13 protein-coding genes and 1 pseudogene are annotated in these 17,478 nt (G+C 71.2%); 6 read left to right on the top strand and 8 right to left on the bottom strand.

The window, feature by feature from the left end; translation table 11 throughout:
- Positions 1-51: 51 nt before the first annotated feature.
- The 4 genes from MID12_RS21095 to MID12_RS21080 form a co-directional block, all read right to left on the bottom strand.
- On the bottom strand, positions 52-1,230 hold the full coding sequence (locus MID12_RS21095) for a hypothetical protein (protein WP_263169868.1): 1,179 nt from the start codon (positions 1,228-1,230) through the stop codon (positions 52-54).
- Between the two features lie 24 nt (positions 1,231-1,254).
- Positions 1,255-2,166: an N-acetylneuraminate synthase family protein gene (locus MID12_RS21090; protein WP_040252996.1), complete on the bottom strand. Its 912-nt coding sequence runs from the start codon at positions 2,164-2,166 to the stop codon at positions 1,255-1,257.
- Positions 2,167-2,179: 13 nt separating this feature from the next.
- Positions 2,180-3,496 (bottom strand): N-acylneuraminate cytidylyltransferase, encoded by a 1,317-nt coding sequence (locus MID12_RS21085; RefSeq protein ID WP_263169865.1) that lies wholly within the window; start codon positions 3,494-3,496, stop codon positions 2,180-2,182.
- 68 nt (positions 3,497-3,564) lie between these two features.
- Positions 3,565-4,884 (bottom strand): DUF6716 putative glycosyltransferase, encoded by a 1,320-nt coding sequence (locus MID12_RS21080; RefSeq protein ID WP_040252992.1) that lies wholly within the window; start codon positions 4,882-4,884, stop codon positions 3,565-3,567.
- A gap of 198 nt (positions 4,885-5,082) precedes the next feature.
- On the opposite strand from MID12_RS21080, the gene MID12_RS21075 reads away from it, so the two are divergent.
- Genes MID12_RS21075 through MID12_RS21065 form a run of 3 tightly spaced genes read left to right on the top strand, consistent with a single transcriptional unit; the run spans position 5,083 to position 8,578 of the window.
- Entirely contained in the window at positions 5,083-6,060 is a 978-nt protein-coding gene (locus tag MID12_RS21075) for a glycosyltransferase family 2 protein (RefSeq protein WP_040252989.1), read from the top strand.
- Positions 6,057-7,430: an alpha-2,8-polysialyltransferase family protein gene (locus MID12_RS21070; protein WP_263169862.1), complete on the top strand. Its 1,374-nt coding sequence runs from the start codon at positions 6,057-6,059 to the stop codon at positions 7,428-7,430. The genes MID12_RS21075 and MID12_RS21070 overlap by 4 nt, the downstream gene beginning before the upstream one ends.
- Positions 7,427-8,578, top strand: a complete 1,152-nt coding sequence (locus MID12_RS21065; RefSeq protein WP_040252985.1) for an acyltransferase family protein — start codon at positions 7,427-7,429, stop codon at positions 8,576-8,578. The genes MID12_RS21070 and MID12_RS21065 overlap by 4 nt, the downstream gene beginning before the upstream one ends.
- Positions 8,579-8,807: 229 nt before the next feature.
- Here MID12_RS21065 and MID12_RS21060 read toward each other — a convergent pair whose 3' ends face one another.
- Positions 8,808-9,434, bottom strand: a complete 627-nt coding sequence (locus MID12_RS21060; protein ID WP_263173341.1) for a TetR/AcrR family transcriptional regulator C-terminal domain-containing protein — start codon at positions 9,432-9,434, stop codon at positions 8,808-8,810.
- A 216-nt stretch (positions 9,435-9,650) separates the two neighbouring features.
- Between MID12_RS21060 and MID12_RS21055 the strand changes: the two genes are divergently transcribed.
- Positions 9,651-11,150 (top strand): FAD-dependent monooxygenase, encoded by a 1,500-nt coding sequence (locus MID12_RS21055; RefSeq protein ID WP_263169859.1) that lies wholly within the window; start codon positions 9,651-9,653, stop codon positions 11,148-11,150.
- A gap of 122 nt (positions 11,151-11,272) precedes the next feature.
- Here the strand turns inward: MID12_RS21055 and leuE are convergent, their stop codons facing one another.
- A complete protein-coding gene (gene leuE, locus MID12_RS21050; protein ID WP_040252980.1) occupies positions 11,273-11,926 on the bottom strand; it encodes a leucine efflux protein LeuE in 654 nt (217 codons plus the stop codon).
- Positions 11,927-12,731: 805 nt separating this feature from the next.
- Here leuE and MID12_RS21045 point away from each other — a divergent pair.
- Positions 12,732-13,643 (top strand): L,D-transpeptidase family protein, encoded by a 912-nt coding sequence (locus MID12_RS21045; RefSeq protein WP_263169857.1) that lies wholly within the window; start codon positions 12,732-12,734, stop codon positions 13,641-13,643.
- Between the two features lie 1,268 nt (positions 13,644-14,911).
- Positions 14,912-15,634 (top strand): annotated as a pseudogene (locus MID12_RS21040) (class I SAM-dependent methyltransferase); the annotation flags it as partial.
- A gap of 2 nt (positions 15,635-15,636) precedes the next feature.
- Here MID12_RS21040 and MID12_RS21035 read toward each other — a convergent pair.
- Together MID12_RS21035 and MID12_RS21030 are read right to left on the bottom strand one after the other, a co-directional pair.
- Positions 15,637-16,725, bottom strand: a complete 1,089-nt coding sequence (locus tag MID12_RS21035; RefSeq protein ID WP_052482506.1) for a hypothetical protein — start codon at positions 16,723-16,725, stop codon at positions 15,637-15,639.
- On the bottom strand, positions 16,725-17,387 hold the full coding sequence (locus MID12_RS21030) for an RNA polymerase sigma factor (RefSeq protein WP_040252975.1): 663 nt from the start codon (positions 17,385-17,387) through the stop codon (positions 16,725-16,727). The genes MID12_RS21035 and MID12_RS21030 overlap by 1 nt, the downstream gene beginning before the upstream one ends.
- Positions 17,388-17,478: the final 91 nt, after the last annotated feature.

The following is a 17,478-nucleotide window of genomic DNA, read 5'->3' as shown; positions in this document are numbered from 1 at the left end:
GTTTGCCTCACGGACGTTCGGTCCGTGGCCCGCCGCGGTGCGTACGGAGCGTCATCCCGCGGCCGTGCCGGGTGAGGCCGGGGCCGGGCCGAGCCGCTGGACGTCCCGGGCGCTGCCGGTCACCCCGGAGAGGAAGCCCTGCGCGCGGGGCGAGGCGTGCGCGGTCAGCCAGGCGGGGTCGATGTCGCAGACGGCGACCCGCACCTCGGTGCCCGCGAGGGCCAGCGGCAGGGTGTGCACCACGGTCGAGGGAAAGCTGAGGATCGTACGCCCGATCGGGCCACGCCGGGCGATCAGTTCGAGCGGCAGGTCCGGGCGGACGATCTCCAGGCCGGTCTCGGCGGAGAGCCGGTGCAGCTTCTCGGTGCTCTCGCGGCGGTGCGCGAAGTAGCGGGTGGCCTGGTGGGCGGCGCTCAGCTCGGCGACCGCCACCAGATAGCGGTCCAGGTCCACCACCCCGGTCTCCACCAGGGAGGTGCCGACCAGGTCGGCGCCCTGGGTGAGGCGGGGCGGGCCGAAGCGGGAGCGGGTCCAGCCGAAGTCGTTGGCGCTCAGGTGCACGCCCTCGGGGGCCGAGTCGATCGGCATCGAGGAGAAGACCTCGACCCGGCGCCCCTCGCTCGGGGTGAGCCGCCGCCTCGCCGCCCGCGAGACCGGACCGAAGGCCAGGTCGCGCGCGCTGGGCCGGCCGCCCCTGCGGTGCCAGCGCACCAGCCGCTCCCCCTCGGCGAGCTGGGTGATGAACTCCATGGTCGCGGTGCCGTCGTCCACCACCACGATGTCCCGGACCTTGGTCAGGGTCAGCAGCAGCTGCACGTAGCGCGAGAAGGGGTCGCCGATGACGATCCGCTCGGCCTGGCGCAGCAGCGGGGTCAACCCGCCGATGGTCTGGAAGGGCGCGCTGGCGCCGCCGCGCGCCTCCTCCCAGCGGACCGTGCAGCCCTCGCTGCTGGCGAGTTCCGCCATGCGCCGCAGCTGGCCGCGGGTCATGGGGTCGAGCGGGGAGAGGACGACGACGGTGAAGTCCTCGTAGGGAGGGGTCACCGGTGGGTTCCCGGCCGGGCTGCCGTCCGGCCCCGCCACGCCCGCGGGGGGCGTGTCCGGGCGCGGGCGGTCGTCGAGCGTGGTGGGCACCGCCGTGTGCGCCCACTCCAGGACGTTCAGCAGCTGGACGGGGCTCTCGACGAAGGCGAGGGTGGGACCGCCGTGCGGCCCGACGCGGGAACTCATCGGTGTGTGGCTGCTACCCGGCCGTCAGCCCTGCTCGGCCTCGGCGACGACACCGGGGACGCGGCGCAGCTTCTTCATCGGGCCCAGCTCCGATTCGTAGACCTTCTTGACGCCGTCGCCGAGGGCGGTCTCGATGACGCGGATGTCGCGGACCAGGCGCTCCAGGCCCTGCGGCTCCACCGAGGCGGCCTGGTCGGAGCCCCACAGGGTGCGGTCCAGGGTGATGTGGCGCTCGACGAAGGTGGCGCCGAGGGCGACGGCGGCCAGCGTGGTCTGGAGGCCGGGCTCGTGGCCGGAGTAGCCGATCGGGACGTTCGGGTACGCGTCCTGGAGGGTGTTGATCACGCGCAGGTTCAGCTCCTCGGCCTTGGCCGGGTAGGTCGAAGTGGCGTGGCAGAGCAGGATGTTGTCGCTGCCGAGCACCTCGACGGCGTGCCGGATCTGCTTCGGGGTGGACATGCCGGTGGACAGGATGACGGTCCGGCCGGTGGCGCGCAGGGCGCGCAGCAGCTCGTCGTCGGTGAGCGAGGCGGAGGCCACCTTGTGCGCCGGGAGGTCGAACTTCTCCAGGAAGGTGACGGCCTCGGTGTCCCACGGGGAGGCGAACCAGGCGATCCCGCGCTCCTTGCAGTGCTCGTCGATGGCGCGGTACTCCTCCTCGCCGAACTCGACGCGGTGCCGGTAGTCGATGTAGGTCATCCGGCCCCAGGGGGTGTCGCGCTCGATGTCCCACTGGTCGCGCGGGGTGCAGATCTCCGGGGTGCGCTTCTGGAACTTGACGGCGTCGCAGCCGGCGGCGGCGGCCACGTCGATCAGCTTGATGGCGTTGTCGAGCTCGCCGTTGTGGTTGATGCCGATCTCACCGGTCACGTACACGGGCTGGCCCGGTCCGGCGGTGCGGGAACCGAAGCTGCGCAGGCGGGTGTTGGAGCTCATGATGGTACTTTCCTTAGCTATCGAGGGAGGGGCCGAGAATCCAGGCGGCAATCTCTCTGATGGCGCCGTCACCACCGGGCAGGGTGGTGACGGCGCGTGCGGCTCCGCGCACCACGTCGTGTGCGCTCGCAACCGCTACCGGCCAGCCGACGAGGCTGAAGCACGGCAGATCGTTGACGTCGTTGCCGACGTAGAGCACGCGCTCGGGCGCGATGCCCTGTTCCTCGCACCACTGCTTCAGCGCGAGGTCTTTCCGGTCGATGCCGTGCAGCACGGGGATCCGCAGCTTCCGTGCGCGAGCGGCGACGACCGGATTCTGCTCCGTGGAGAGGATGAGCATCCTCAGGCCCGCCTTGCGCAGGGCCGCGATGCCGAGTCCGTCGCCGCGGTGCACGGAGACGAACTCCTTTCCGTCGGAGTCGATCAGCACCCGGTCGTCGGTCTGGGTGCCGTCGAAGTCGAGGACGACCGCGTCCACGTCCGAGCGGGCCGGCAGCGCGCCGGGCCGCTCCGCGTCGAAGAGCGGGGCCAGCGCGCGGGCGCGGGCCAGGTCGTGCGGGTCGTCGATCTCCAGGACGCGTGCGGGGTCGGTGCGCACGAGTTCGGTGTGCCCGAAGAAGCGGTGGTTGTGCTTGCGGAAGCCGAGCGCGTCCATGGCGTAGGCGGCGCCGGTCTCCAGCAGGTCCTGCGGGCGGTCCTGGCGGCGCGGCCGGAAGGACTTGTCGTGGTTGACGCCGTAACCGCCCTCGGTGGCGGTCGAGTTGGCGAGCCGGGTGGTGCCGCCCCCGCTCGTCGCCCGCTCCTCCCGCTCGCCCCGCTCGTCCTGTTCGGCGGCGATGCCCGCGGGCTCGTCGGCGGCGTCGCGCCAGACGAAGCCGTGGAAGGGGGCGACGGTCAGCGCGGTGTCGGCGCCGCCCTCCACCAGGGCCCCGACCACGCCGTCGATGTCCTCGCGCAGGATGAAGGGGCTGGTGCACTGCACCAGGAGGACCACGTCCACCCGCGCGCCGTGCAGCTCCTCGTGGGCGTCCATGGCGTGCAGGACGGCCGCCTCGCTGGTGGCGGTGTCGCCCGCGATGGCCGCCGGGCGGATGACCACCTCGGCACCGGCCTCACGGGCCGCGGCGGCGATGGACTGGTCGTCCGTGGAGACCACGACATCGGTGACCAGGCGGGCGGCGCGGCACTCCCGCACGGTGCGGGCGACCAGGGGCGCGCCGCCGACCGGGGCGAGGTTCTTCGCGGGCACGCCCTTGGATCCGCCACGGGCGGGGATGACCGCGAGCACACGGCGTGCCGGCGCAGGCGAACCCGCTTCCTGGTGGGTCATGGATGCTCCTTCAGGGGGCAGTCGGTGCGAACCGCCGGCGGGCGGGGCGGCCTGGTCGCCGGGCGTGTTCACAGCTCACCCATACGACGGATGACGGGAGCCACACGTTGTACGCCGTGGCGATACGCGCCACGGGCCGCCCGGCGCACGATCTGCCGTACCGGGCCCGGGTCCTTGTCGGCCCCGGGGGCACCGGGCAGCGGCGAACCGTCCCGGTCCAGGTGGTGCCGGGCGAGGATGCCCGGCAGATAACCAGGCGCGGTGGCGAGGGTGTAGTAGGGGCTGATCGGCGGCAGGGAGTCGGCGGTGAGCAGTTCCCGGACCCGGTCGCGGGCCTCGTCGAAGGCCCGCTCGTACCCCCCCTCGGCGGCGACGCCCTGCCGGGAGACCCACACCGGATCCGGCGCGGGCTGGTGCCCGGCGTCCAGCTCGTCCCAGGAGGCCAGGCATCCGGAGCCGATGAAGTGGTGGTTGCCGAGCGCCTCGCGCACTCCGTTGTCGGTGAGGACGACGGTCGGGATGCGCCGGTGCAGCGATTCGAGCGCGGCGGTGGAACTGACGGTCACCAGGAGGTCGGTACGGTCGAGAACTTCCCCCATATTGCCGTACACCAGGCGGAAGTTGGACGGAAGTCCCCCTTCGATCCGCTGTGCGAGCCTCTGGTACGGCAGCTCCTCGATGTGCGTGGTGTGCTCACCGGGGCGGCTGCGCAGCTTGAGCAGCACCTCGCGCTCGGGGTGCAGCCTGGCGTGCTGCACCATCCGTTCGAGGAGGTACATGCGGTCCCTGCGGTTGTCCGGGACGGACGGCTGGGCCGCGAAGACCACGGTGTACGGATCGCTCTCGGTGTACTCGGCGCCGCCGAGGAAGGGCAGCGCGGTCTCGGTGACCCCGGAGGCGTCGGCGCCCACCCCCCGGTAGACGGCGCGGAAACGCTCCGCGTCCTGGCGGGAGTTGGCGAGTACCAGGTCGGCGCCGTGCCGCAGCAGCAGACCGTCGGCGAGCTTTTCGTAGACCACGCCTACATAACCGGTGACGACCACCGGACGTTCTGCACGACCCTTCCAGGCACGGGCCAGTCCGTGCAGCATGGCCTGGACGGCTCCGCCGACGAGGGCGAGCACGACGACGTCGTACTCCTCCGCGTCGCGTTCCATCTCCTTGAGGAACTCGACCGCCGTGACCTCGGCGAGTGAGTCCGCGGTGACACCAACTTCCTGGAGTTGGCGTGGAGTCGGGGTGGCCCGCCCACGCAGGAGGAAGCCGCTGAGCCTGCTGTCCGTCACGATGCGGTGCGCGGTGAGGGCGCCCCATTTCCACCGAGTATCGGAATCCGCGAGCACGGCGACCCGCAGAGAGGACTGGGAGGTGGTGGTACTTCCTGGCACGCCTCAGACAGTAGGAAGCAAGATGAAGCCCTGCCCGAATCTCGGGGCAACAAACGGTTAACAGTGGGTCAACGGGCCGAAAATCAGTCCCGAGTCGGCGCAAAACACCCCTAGGTTCACCGATCTGGCACGTGTCGTTCATCTGACATCTCACCCAGGTACGAGACAGGCTCGGCCCGGGGGCTTACCGTCCTGTACGTGGCTAAGCTCTCCGTCATCGTGCCGTTCTACAACGTGCAGCAATACGCGCCCGACACCCTCAAATCCTTGCAGGCCAACGCCCGCGAGGACTTCGAATTCCTCCTCGTCGACGACTGCTCGCGCGACGAGACTCCCGACATTCTCGCGCGCGCAGAGCGCGAGCTGCCGGGTGCGCGCCTGCTCAGACACGAACAGAACGGCGGACTCGCGACCGCCCGCAACACGGGCATCGACGCCGCGAGCGGCGAGTACCTGACCTTCCTGGACGGCGACGACTGGCTCGCCCCCGGCTACTACGCCCAACTCGTCGCCGCCATCGAGGACTTGGGCTGCGACTTCCTGCGCACCGACCATGTGCAGTGCACCGCGCGGGCCCGCAGCATCCACCGGGTCCCGCACGGCCGGCGGGGCGAGGTGATGAGCCCGCGCGAGGTCATCCTCCCCGCGGACCGCTCCACCTCCGTCGACTACGCCTTCGCCTGGGCGGGGATCTACCACCGGCGCCTCGTCGACTCGGGGCTGCTGCACTTCACGGACGGGCTGCGCACCGCCGAGGACCGGCCCTGGATCTGGAAGCTGCACCGCGAGGCGGAGAGCTTCGCCGCGGTGGGGCTGCTCGGCGTGTACTACCGCCGCGGCGTGGCGTCCTCGCTGACCCAGATCGGCGATGTCCGCCAACTCGACTTCATCCGTGCGTTCGACCAGGTGGTCGAGGAGACCGCGAAGGACCGCGAGGCCGCGAAGCTCCTTCCCAAGGCCGTCCGCACCTACTGCGCGATCATCTCCCACCACCTGGGCTCCATCGAAAGGTTCGAACCTCCCGTGGCGCGGAAACTGAAAGCCATGAGCTCTGCGGCGCTGCGGCGCATGCCGCAGGACGTCCTGGACGAGGCACTGGACTCGATGGACGCCCAGCGCGCCACCCGGCTGCGCCGACTGCGCCGCCGCCCGGCCTCCTCGGGGGTCGCGGCGTGACCACCCAGATCTTCTTCGCCTCCACTCTCTACGGCACGGCCACGCTCGCCGCGGCCCTCGACGCCGACTGCTTCGCCCCGGCCGACCGGCGCATCCTGCTGGTCTCCAACAACGCGGCGACGCCCGAAGTCACCCCGTCCGTCGACGAGATGCCCGGCTTCGCGAAGCTGCGCGACCGCTTCGACGAGGTGCTCTCCTGGAACGAGACCATCACCCCCTTCCATCCCGGCGGCTGGTCCCCGCGCGCCGACGACGTCCCGCTGTGGGAGCGCCATCTGCGGCTCGCCTGGAACCTCGGTGACGACCCGGTCGAGCTGACCCTGGAGTCCATCCAGGTCAACCCGGCCCTCGGGCTCGCCCAGATCTTCATGGGCGCCCCGCTGGACGTCTACGCGGACGGCCTGATGAGCTACGGCCCCACCCGCAACAAGATCGACCCGCTGGTCGGTTCGCGCGTACGCAGGCTGCTCCACCTGGACCTGGTCCCCGGACTGAAGCCGATGCTGCTGACCGAGTTCGGCGTGGCACCGGAGATCATCCCCACCGAGGTCTTCCTGAAGGTCCTCGGCGAACTCGGCGACGACCCCTCCTCGACCGCCGGCCTCCCCCAACTCACCTCCCCCGCACTGCTCCTGGGCCAGTACCTCTCCGCCCTCGACATCCTCACCGCGGAGGAGGAAGAGGACCTCCACGTCCGGCTCGTACGCGGTGCCGCCGCCCTCGGCCACCACCAGATCGTCTTCAAGCCCCACCCGAGCGCCCCCGCCCGCTGGTCCCGCACCCTGGAACGCGAGGCCGAGCAGCTCGGCGTCGAACTCACCGTCGTCGACTCGCCCGTGCTTGCCGAGGTGCTGTACCAGCGCATGCGCCCCGCCCTGGTCGCGGGCTGCTTCTCCACCGCCCTTCTCACGGCCCAGGCCTTCTACCAGATCCCGGTCGCGCGGCTCGGCACCACCACGCTGCTCGACCGGCTCGCGCCCTACCAGAACAGCAACCGCGTCCCCGTCACCCTCGTGGACGCCCTGCTGCCCGAACTCACCGACAAGAGCGCGGTGCAGGCCCAGTCCTCCGGCACGCAGTCCGCCGGTACGCCCGCCTCCGGCATGTCCGTCGCCGAACTGAGCGAGCTGGTCGTCGCCGTCGGTTTCGCGATGCAGGCGAAGATCTACCCGAGCCTGCGCCCCGCCGCCGAGCGCTATCTCTCGCGCCATCTCAACGCCCACACCTGGCGCTACTTCAAGCGCCGCCGCCTGACCTCCCTGGCGCTTCCCGGCGCGGTGCCCCAGCAACTCGCCTTCATCCCGCGCAATGCCACCGTGCGCCGCGTCGCCCGCCGTGCGCGCTCCTTCAAGCGGGCAGCCCTCGGATGACCGCCCCGAGCACAGACCCGGGCACAGCGGCGAAGGAGCTTCCCGGGGTGACGCCCGGGGCAGTCGGACCGGTGCAGCCCAAGCCGGTCAAACACCCGCCCCGGCTGCGGGCCTTGGACGGACTGCGTCTGATCGCCGCCCTGATGGTGGCCTTCTACCACTACGGCGGACGTGACGGGGAGATCTCCGAGGCCTGGGGCACGTCCAGCAGACTGCAGTTCCCGACGGCCCACGAGTTCTTCGCCTACGGCTGCCTCGGCGTCCAGATCTTCTTCGTCATCAGCGGCTTCGTCATCTGTATGAGCGGCTGGGGCCGCCCGCTGCGGTCCTTCTTCGCCTCGCGCGCCTCACGCCTGCTGCCCGCGTACTGGGCGGCGATCATCCTGGTCACCGCGGTCTTCGCGCTGCCGACCATCGCCTATAAGGCGGTCTCGCCGAGCGACGCACTGCTGAACCTCACCATGATGCAGCAGCCGCTCGGGGTGGACCGCGTCCTCGGTGTCTGCTGGACGCTGTGGGCGGAGGTCCGCTTCTATGCCCTGTTCGCGCTGTGCATTGTCCTTCCGGGCGCCACCCGGCAACGCGTCATCCTCTTCTGCGCGGGCTGGACGCTCGCGGCGGCCATAGCCGAGGCGGCGAACGAACCGCTGCTCGACCTCGTGCTCATGCCCGAGTACGCGCCGTTCTTCATCGGCGGTATAGGCCTCTACCTGCTGCACCGCAACCGCCGCGATGCCATCGGCTGGGGCATAGTCGGTGTCAGCTGGCTGATAGGCCAGCACTACGCGGTGGACCGGCTGTGGCATCCGCCGAACCCCGACTACTTCTCCAACCGCTCCTCGGTGGGCATCATTCTGGTCGTCACGCTCGGATTCCTCGCTGTCGGCGCCATCGCCCTCGGCGCCATGAACTGGGCCAACTGGCGTTGGCTGACTGTCGCCGGCGCACTCACCTATCCCTTCTACCTGGTGCACGAGCACCTCGGCTGGGTTGCCGTGGATGTCCTGCATCAGCGGATCGGTCTGCCCTCGTACGCCACCCTGGGGCTCGCGATCGGCTCGATGCTGCTGCTCGCCTGGCTGTTGAACCGGTTCGTCGAGGACTGGGCGACTCCGAGGCTGCGCTCGGCCCTGGCTCCGCGCCGCTGAGTCCTGCCCCCTCTGTCCCCACTCCCCTGCGCTCCCCGCCACCACCGTGCGCGCACCCGCACGCGAAGGCCGGGAACCGAACCGGAACACCGGCCCGACGATTCCTCCCGCGTCCACTGTGCACCATTGAGCCCGTCTGTGGGGAGAATCCTCCCGGGTTCACCCGATCGTGGGACAGAGCGGCAACTTCCGCCGCGAGGTGCGGAGTTGCCCCCGGCCGCCCGCGCCCTCAGTGGATTCCGTACCGCGTCTCGATACCCGCGATGATCAGGTCGAGACCCTCGTCGAAGCGCTCCTCGTAGCGGTCGAAGAGCTCGGGACCGGCCGCGGCCGCGAGCGGGTAGTCCGCCAGCACGGCCGTACGCTCCTCGAGGTCGAAGCCCTCCCGGCGCTCGCCCGGCAGCGGGCTGACACCCTGCTCCTCGGTGACGAAACCGATGGTGAACAGGAAGGCCGTGGTGCTCGCACGCACCGCCTGCTGAAGGGTGAACCCGGCCCGCAGGAGATAGCCGAGCTCGGTCTCCATCCCCTCGCCGTGCTGGTCCCCGGTGAAGCGGGAACCGCTGAACACCTTCGCGCCGTCGCGATAGCGCAGCAGCGACTGGCGCAGCCCGTGGTTGGACTCCCGGAGATGATCCTGCCAGCCCGCGGCGGGCTCGTAGACGATGTCGACGACCATCCGCCGGTACATCTCCGTCGCCATCTCGTCGAGCAGCGCCTGCTTGTTCTTGAAGTGCCAGTAGAGCGCGGGCGCCTGGACGTTGAGCTCCTTGGCGATCGCACGCAGCGTCAGACCCTCCAGCCCTACGTCGTTCAGCAGATCCAGCGCGGCGTCGGCCACCCGGGTCTTGTCTATCCGCGCCTTCTCCGTCTTGGCCCGCTTCCCGGCACCAGGCTCCCGCGCCGCCGGGGGCTTCGCATCTCCGCCCTCGCCGCTCCGGGACCCGGAATCCCTTTCCTGCTCAGTCACGCTTGACAGCTTAACACCGTTAAGGAACTCTCGGCCTCGACGGAACTTAACGCCGTTAAGGCACGTTGAGTGAGCAGAACGGCACGCAAAGAGGAGCGAGAGATGACGTCAACAGCGGTCTTCACACCAGGAGAAGGCGCGGCCGGGGCCGACGAGGACACCGAGGTGCTGATCGTCGGCGCGGGTCCCACCGGGCTCGCGCTGGCCGTGGATCTGACCCGGCGCGGAGTGCGCTGCCTGGTGGCGGAGCGGCAGGGGACCCTCTTCCCCGGGTCACGCGGCAAGGGACTCCAGCCGCGCACCCTGGAGATCCTCGACGACCTGGGCGTCCTCCCCCGCATCCACGCGGCGGGCTCCCTCTATCCGCCGATGCGGCTCTGGGAGGACGGGCGGCCGGGAAAGACCTGGCATCTGGCCCCGCGGAGCGAGACCACCGAGCAGGTGCCGTACGCCAACGGCTGGCTGATACCGCAGGCACGCACCCAGGAGATCCTCTTCGCCCGCCTGCGCGAGCTCGGTGGCGACGTGGAGTTCGGCGCGGCGGTGGAGGAACTGACGCAGGAGGCCTCGGGCGTCAGGGCGGGACTGAGCGATTCCCGTACGGTGCGCGCCGCTTACGCGGTCGCGGCGGACGGCGGCCGCTCCACCGTGCGCCGAGCCCTCGGCATTCCGATGACCGGCGAGACGGTGGACCTGAGGCCCCTGCTGGTCGCGGACGTCGAACTCGCCCTGGGGGCAGCCCTGGACCGCGAGCACTGGCACATCTGGGAGGGAGAGGGCGGCGACGGCATATCGATGTGCCCGCTCCCCGCACCGGGCAACGCCTTCCAGGTCCTGGTGCGGTACGGAGACGAGAACGCCGTGCCGGACGCCTCGGCGGACGGCGTCGTCAAGCTGGTGGACCAGCGCACCCACCTCACCGTCGAGGACGTCGTACGGGTGCAGTGGTCCTCGGAGTTCCAGGCCAAGGCGGCGCTGGCGGACCGCTTCCGCGAAGGACGGGTCTTCCTCGCCGGGGACGCCGCACACGTCCATTCGCCGGTCGGCGGCCAGGGGCTCAACACCAGCGTGCAGGACGCCTACAACCTGGGCTGGAAGCTGGCGGCGGTGCTGCGAGGGGGTGCCCCGGGGTCCCTTCTGGACACCTACGAAGAGGAACGCCGGCCCATCGCCGCCGGGATGCTGGGGCTGTCCACCCGCACCCACCGGGCCACTGTCGCCGAGGGCGGGACCATGACCGTCCAGCGGGGGCGGGAGTTCCGGCAACTCGATCTCGGGTACCAGGACTCGCCCCTGTCGGTGGATACCCGCACCGGCCTGGACCCGGAGGCGCTGCGGGCGGGTGACCGGGCCCCGGACGGCAACCCGGGCGGCACCCGCCTCTTCGACCTCTTCCGCGGCCCGCGCTGGACCCTGCTGGCCCTCGGCACGGACTGCCCGCTGCCCCGGCTCGACCCGGACACCGCCACGACCCACCGGGCGGCCGCCTACGAGGCCTACGGGACCGGGGTCTTCCTGGTCAGGCCGGACGGCTACCTCGCCTGGGCGGGCGAGACCGCGGAGGGGGTGGAGGCCTATCTGACCTCTGTCACCGGCGGTTGACCGCCCAGCAGTCGGCGGCACCAGGGCCCGGTACCGCCACGACCGCCGGGACCACCACGGCCACCACGGCCACCACGGCCACAGCAATCACCACAACCGCAGGAACAACCGACCGGAACCCCTCAGGCGCTCGCGAGAGACAGCTTGACCGCGAAGCCCAGGAAGATCGCACCCGCAGCGGAGGTCGCCGTGGCCGAGAGGCCCTTGTGGCGGCGGAAGGCGGAGGCGAGCCGGGTGCCACTGAAGATCAGGGCGCTCAGGTAGAGGAAGCTGGCGGCCTGCGCGAAGGCGCCCAGGATCACGAAGGAGAGTGCGGGATAGGCATAACCGGGATCGACGAACTGCACGAAGAACGCCACGAAGAAGAGGATCGCCTTCGGGTTGAGCAGGCTGACGACGAAGGCCCTGCGGAAGGGTCGCTCACCCGCGGGAGCCGCCCCGTCCTCGCTCTCCGCCTCCGCCTGCCGGTGGCGTGAGCGCCACATGCTCCAGGCCGTCCGCACCATGCCGACCGCAAGCCACGTGAGGTAGCCCGCACCGGCGTACTTCACGATGCTGAAGAGGAAGGCGTTCCCCTGGAGCAGCGAGGCCACCCCGGCCGCGGAGAGGGTCATCAACACGGTGTCCCCGCACCACACTCCGGCCGCCGCGGTGTACCCGGCACGGATACCGCGCCGGGCGGAGACGGAGAGAACGTAGAGCGAGTTGGGTCCAGGGAGGAGGACGATGACGAGAAGGCCGACGAGGTAGGTCGGCAGATCGGTGACACCCAGCATGGGACGGAGTCTCGCACGCCTGTCCGGGGGTCTGCCCTTTTGTCCGATTGCCGGACAGGAGGAGGAGCGCGGGCGAGACAGGCGCGGAGGGCGGGCGGTTTTCCTCGCGGGGAGGACGTTGCCGGGGCCCTGAGCCGTGTGCGCGGGGGCCTTGGCGCCGAGAGCGAAGTGGTTGGCGCCGACCACGACGCGCTCGCCCGCCTCGGTCTCCTGGGGGACACGCACGGACGAGGTTCACCTCGGGCTGCTGAGCGGTGAGCTGGACGCCGCCTGCCTCTGGCGGTGCGCCTTTCTGAAAACCGTCGCTCACGGGGAATGACCCCGGCCACCCGCCCAAGGGTGATCAGGGCGGTCAGGGATGAGTCGAGAGGAGACAGAGGAGGAGGAAGAGAACCGCGCTTGCAGAAAACTTTGCCGACGCTATCTCTCTCGCGTGAGCGCAAAGGGGCTGGTGGGACCTCCGGGTGCCGCGCCCGTCCCAACGGGCCGCCGGGGCAAGCCCGTTCGGGTCACGCGCGGTGGTGCAGGCGGTGCGGGTCCGGCGCGCTTACCGTGGCGGGATCCGGCGGGATCGCCCCTCCGGTCCCGTAAACGCGCCAGTCTCACATCGAAGAGCTGTGAAGAGTTCGCAACCATCAACGGCTGGGAAGCATCTTCTCTGTCGTACACCCGGGAGGGGGAGTCGGCGTATGCCGGCGCCCTCGGGCGACGAAGCCCGGGCAGGAACGGCGGGCAACAGCCTGCCGGGAGTGCCTTTTCGGATATTCGTGACAGGGAACAACAACCCAGGACATGGGGGGCTTTTATGCGCGCACCCGTCATACAACGGTCACTCGCGGCCGCAGCGGCTCTCGCCGTGGTCACCGGGTGCACCGCGCAGGCGGTCGATGCGAAGGGCGAGGCACCGAAGGTGCACACCTCGCCGACCGCCGCCGCGAAGAAGACACAGCAACCCGAGGTCCAGAAGCCGGCCGTACAGAAACCGGCGGCGCAGAAGCCGGCCGCCGCCCGGCCCGAGAAGCCCGCGACCGCGGCGAAGGCGCCGACGCAGCAGGCCGCCGCGGTGCGGCCCGCGGCGGCGAAGCCCGTGATCGTGATCGCGCAGGGCACCACGAGCGCGAAGGTGCGTGAGCTCCAGGCGCGGCTGCGGCAGTTGAAGCACTTCGGCCTCGCGCCCACCGGCTTCTACGGCCCGATCACCGCCAACGCGGTCGGCGCCTTCCAGAGCGCACACGGTCTGCCCCGTACCGGCAACACCGACCTCAAGACCTGGAACAAGATCCAGGACCTGAGCGACACCCCGGGCCAGGACGCCCTGTACCCGCCGACCACCCTGCCGCCCTCGAAGCCGGACCCCCGGTGCCTGAAGGGCCGGGTGCTCTGCATCAGCAAGTCCAGCCGGACCTTGCAGTGGATGGTGAACGGCAAGGTGCGTTCGGCCATGGACGTGCGCTTCGGCTCGCAGTACACGCCCACTCGCGAGGGCCTGTTCAGCGTCTTCTGGAAGTCGCGGGACCATGTGTCGACGATCTACGACACCCCGATGCCGTACGCGCTCTTCTTCAGCGGCGGCCAGGCCGTGCACTACTCGTCCGACTTCGCGGCCCGCGGCTACAGCGGCGCCTCGCACGGCTGCGTCAACGTCCGCGACAAGAAGAAGATCGCCGCGCTCTTCGACCAGGTGAAGACCGGCGACAAGGTCGTCGTCTACAAGTAGTCCCGGGGACAGGGACCGATCCGGCCCGTGTGGAGGGGAACTCCCCTTCGCCCGGGCCGGATCGGTGCCCGGCACCGGAAGCGAGCCGAGGACACCGGCAGGGCAGACGTCACCGGAAGGTACGAGACGGTTCGTCCGCGCGTCGGGCGGCGTGTGCCCGACCGGGGCACCGTCCTGACCGGGGGCGTCTCCTGACGAAGGAGCCCGGGGGGATCCCGAAGAGGCGGAAGCCCGGCCGAGCGGGGGCGACATCACCCCAGGAGCGGGGCCGACACCACCGCAGGAGCAGGACCGCTCGGCGGGGAAGAGAATGCGGCGCGGGTGGGACCGGGGGAACGTGTCCCACCCGCGCCGGTTGGCACTGAACCTCGGGTACGGGGGGAACCCGGGCTCGTGCGCGGCCGATGACCAGTCGGCTCACTCTGTACTGCGCCCCGGCGCCGAAAAACGTCACACCTTCAATCGAATATGCTCCTGGCATTTTGCACAGAGGGTGAGAGCCGACCGGAAATGGACTGCTCAGCACCGGATTCCTCACGCTGAGTGAGCGGGCTGGAGCGAAACGGGAGCCGCCACCCGCCCTCCTCTCGCTCCAGGGCAAGGGGAGTTTCGGACATCGCGCGGCCCCTCTTTTTCCCTCCCCGACCCTGCCCCTTCCCTCTCCACCCCCTCCCCGCCACCAGACACCCGGCGGCACCACCCACGGGGCCGGGCGCAACCTCTCCCCAACCCTGGCAATCCCACCCGCCGCCCGCCTCCGGGTCTGCCCCGTCCTCCCCCGTTCTCCCCCGGCGCTCCCTCGATCGGCCCGACCTCGCCCCCGGCACCCGCCCCCACCCACGGCAGAAAGTCACTCCGCCGCCGCCCGGAAAGCACCCCGTACGGCGCTCACCGATCCGCGTACCGCCCTCTCGCCCGAGCCGGGCGGAGCGGCCCCACCCCTCGCCCCCCGCCCCGGCGACCGGAGCCCACACGGCTTCCACGCAACCCCGAACTCGCCCTCTGAGCTGGGCTCTTGCCCTCTTCCGCCCTACGCTCACCGCATCGGACCCACCGGCCTGCCCCACACCGAACAGCGACCGGGCCAGTGCCCGAACCGGCGACCGAGCCAGCAACCGCGCAAGCGACCGGGCAAGCGACCGATGCAGTGCCCGAGCCAGGGGCCGAAGCGAGGTTCGCAGCAGTGCCCGGAGCAGGGTTCGAGGCCGAATTGCAGCGCCGATGGGCGAGGCCGGGGCGCCCTCGCCGGCCCCGGGGAGAGGATCCGGATGGACCGCAACGTACGCACGGTGGATGACGTCATGCGGCTGCTGGACGGCTTGTTCGCGTCCGGGGCCGATCGGTGGACGCGCGAGGGTGCCGCCTGGTGGGACGAGTTCTACGCGGACCGGTCCCGGCCGGTGCCGTTCTTCGCGGCGAAGCCCGATGAGAACCTGGTCGGCCTGGTGGAGCGGGGCGTCCTCGGCGGCGGACGCGCCCTCGACCTCGGTTGCGGCCCGGGGCGCAACGCCCTGTATCTGGCCGGTCGGGGCTTCGAGGTGGACGCCGTCGACCTCTCCCCCGCCGCTCTCGCCTGGGCCGGGGAACGCGCCCGGGCCGCGGGCGTCCGGGTCGGCTTCCACCGCGGGGACGCCTTCGCGCTCGCCGGGGAGGAGTTCGCCGGGCCGTACGACCTGGTCTACGACTCCGGCTGCTTCCACCATCTGCCGCCGCACCGCCGGGTCGGCTATCTGGATCTCCTTGACCGGCATCTCGCGCCGGGCGGGCACTTCGCCCTGACCTGTTTCGCCGCGGGGGCGATGGGCTCCGAACTCTCCGACGCCGACCTCTACCGCGAGCGGCGGCTGCACGGCGGTCTGGCCTACACGCCCGCGGCCCTGCGGCACGTCTTCGCCGGGCTGAGCGAGATCGAACTGCGCCGGATGCGCGAGGAGCCGCCCGAGTCCCCGTACTTCGGGGAGGCCTTCCTGTGGGCGGGCCTGTTCCGCCGGGTTCAGCCCGCGAGGGACAGCGGAGACCCCGAGGCCTCCGGCGCCGAGGAGGTGGACACGCCCGCTGGCAGCGTTGTCGGCGGAAGGGGCGCCGGGAGGGTGGAGGCCTTGGACGGGGTGGGCACCGGTCCCTGACCGGAGTCGTCGCCGTCCTCCCCGCTGCCCTGGTCGGGGCGGCCGCCGCCGGGCCTGGGCCAGTCGCCGTCGTGCCCGTCCTGGGAACCGCCGTGGCCCTCCTCGGCGTCGAGGACCTTCTCGCAGTAGCGCTTCAGGCGCCCGGCACCCTTGGCGGCCTCTTCGAGGGCCTGCTGCTTCTCGGCGTCCAGGGTCCCGGCCTCGTAGGCACGGCAGGCCTGGACCGCGCGCTGCCACCACTCCTTGGCGCCGGAGTCCGGGCGTCCGGGGCGGTCGCGTTCGGGCACCGGCCGGGTGGGCACGGGGGTCTTGCCGCCGCGTGCCTCGGCGTCTCCGCTCTCGGGCTCGTTGCCGGTGTTCCGGCGCGGGGTGTCCTCAGGGGTCGGCGAGGAGCCGTTCTCGGTCTCCTCGGAATCCGGGACCGCGGGGAACTCCGAGGAGAGCGGGACCTCCTGGTCCGGTTCGGGGGAGACGGTGGAGGCGGGCGAGGGGCGCGGGTCCTTGAAGGGCGAGGGCAGCACGCCCGCCGAGCCCGCGACGGCGACCCCGCCGATCATGCACGCGGCCACCGCCGCCGCCATGCCCCAGCGCATCGGGCGGCCGATCCGTACCGCGCCCGCGCCGCCGCCGCGCCGTCCGTTCAGGACCTCGCGCGGGGCGAGCAGCGTGGTGGTGGAGCCGTGGCCGTGGTGCACGGCGGAGGCGGCGCCGCCGTGTGCAATCGCGGCGCCCCGGGCCACCGGAGCCTGCCGGGCCTCGCGGAAGGCGGCCAGCGCGGCTTCCTCGCCGGGCAGTTCACCGCCCGCGCCGAGATCGGCGGGGGTGAGCGCGGACAAGGTCCTGGCCAGGCGTTCTGCCTGAGCACGTGCGTGATCGTCGACGTTGCCGAGCGCCTCTCCGCAGAGCAGGCGCTCCACGGCCTCGGGGCTCAGCCACTCGTACTGCTCGTCGGCCATCACATGTCCTTCTGCGTCCGCGTACGCGAATGCGTCACACCGGCGGACGTCACCGCAGTCGTGTGCGCTTCGCGCTGCGGCGGTACGGCGTCGAGCATTCCGTTCTGCTCCGGATCGGAGCCGAGGAGTTCGGCGAGCCGCTTCAGTCCGCGGTGTGCGGCGGTGCGCACCGCACCCGGCCGCTTGCCGAGCGTGTCCGCCGCGCTCTTCGCGTCCAGGCCCACGACCACCCGCAGCACGACGGCCTCGGCCTGGTCCTGCGGCAGTTGCGCGATCAGCGACATGGTGGAACTGGTGGCGAGGGACTCCATCGCCTCGACGGCCGTGTCGGACTCGGCGGGCTTGCCGGTCAGTTCGGTCTCGTCGCCGCCGATGGCGGGCCTGCGCCCACGCATCCGTATGTGATCGAGGGCGCGGTTGCGCGCGATACGGGCGGCCCAGCCGCGGAAGCGGTCGGCGTCCCCGCTGAACCTGCCGAGGTCACGGGCGATCTGGAGCCAGGCCTCGGACGTCACGTCCTCGGCGTCCGGCTCGCCGACCAGGGTCCGGACATAGCCGAGCAGCCGCGGATGCACAGCCCGGTACACAGCACGGAAGGCGGTTTCGTCTCCGTCCTGTGCCGCACGCACCGCGGCGGTCAGTTCCGCGTCGTCCCCCAGCACTCCCTCATCCTGCCCCAGTCGATGTTCACCCGCTGCGGATCGGGTCCTTTGCCCGGTTACCGATCATCCGAATCCGCCGCGCCGGCCGGTG

The sequence above is a fragment of the Streptomyces sp. SCSIO ZS0520 genome (genome assembly GCF_025643355.1).
Taxonomy (GTDB): Bacteria; Actinomycetota; Actinomycetes; order Streptomycetales; family Streptomycetaceae; genus Streptomyces; species Streptomyces physcomitrii.
Note: the sequence above shows the minus strand (reverse complement) of the source record. Positions and strands in the feature narration are given on the sequence as shown.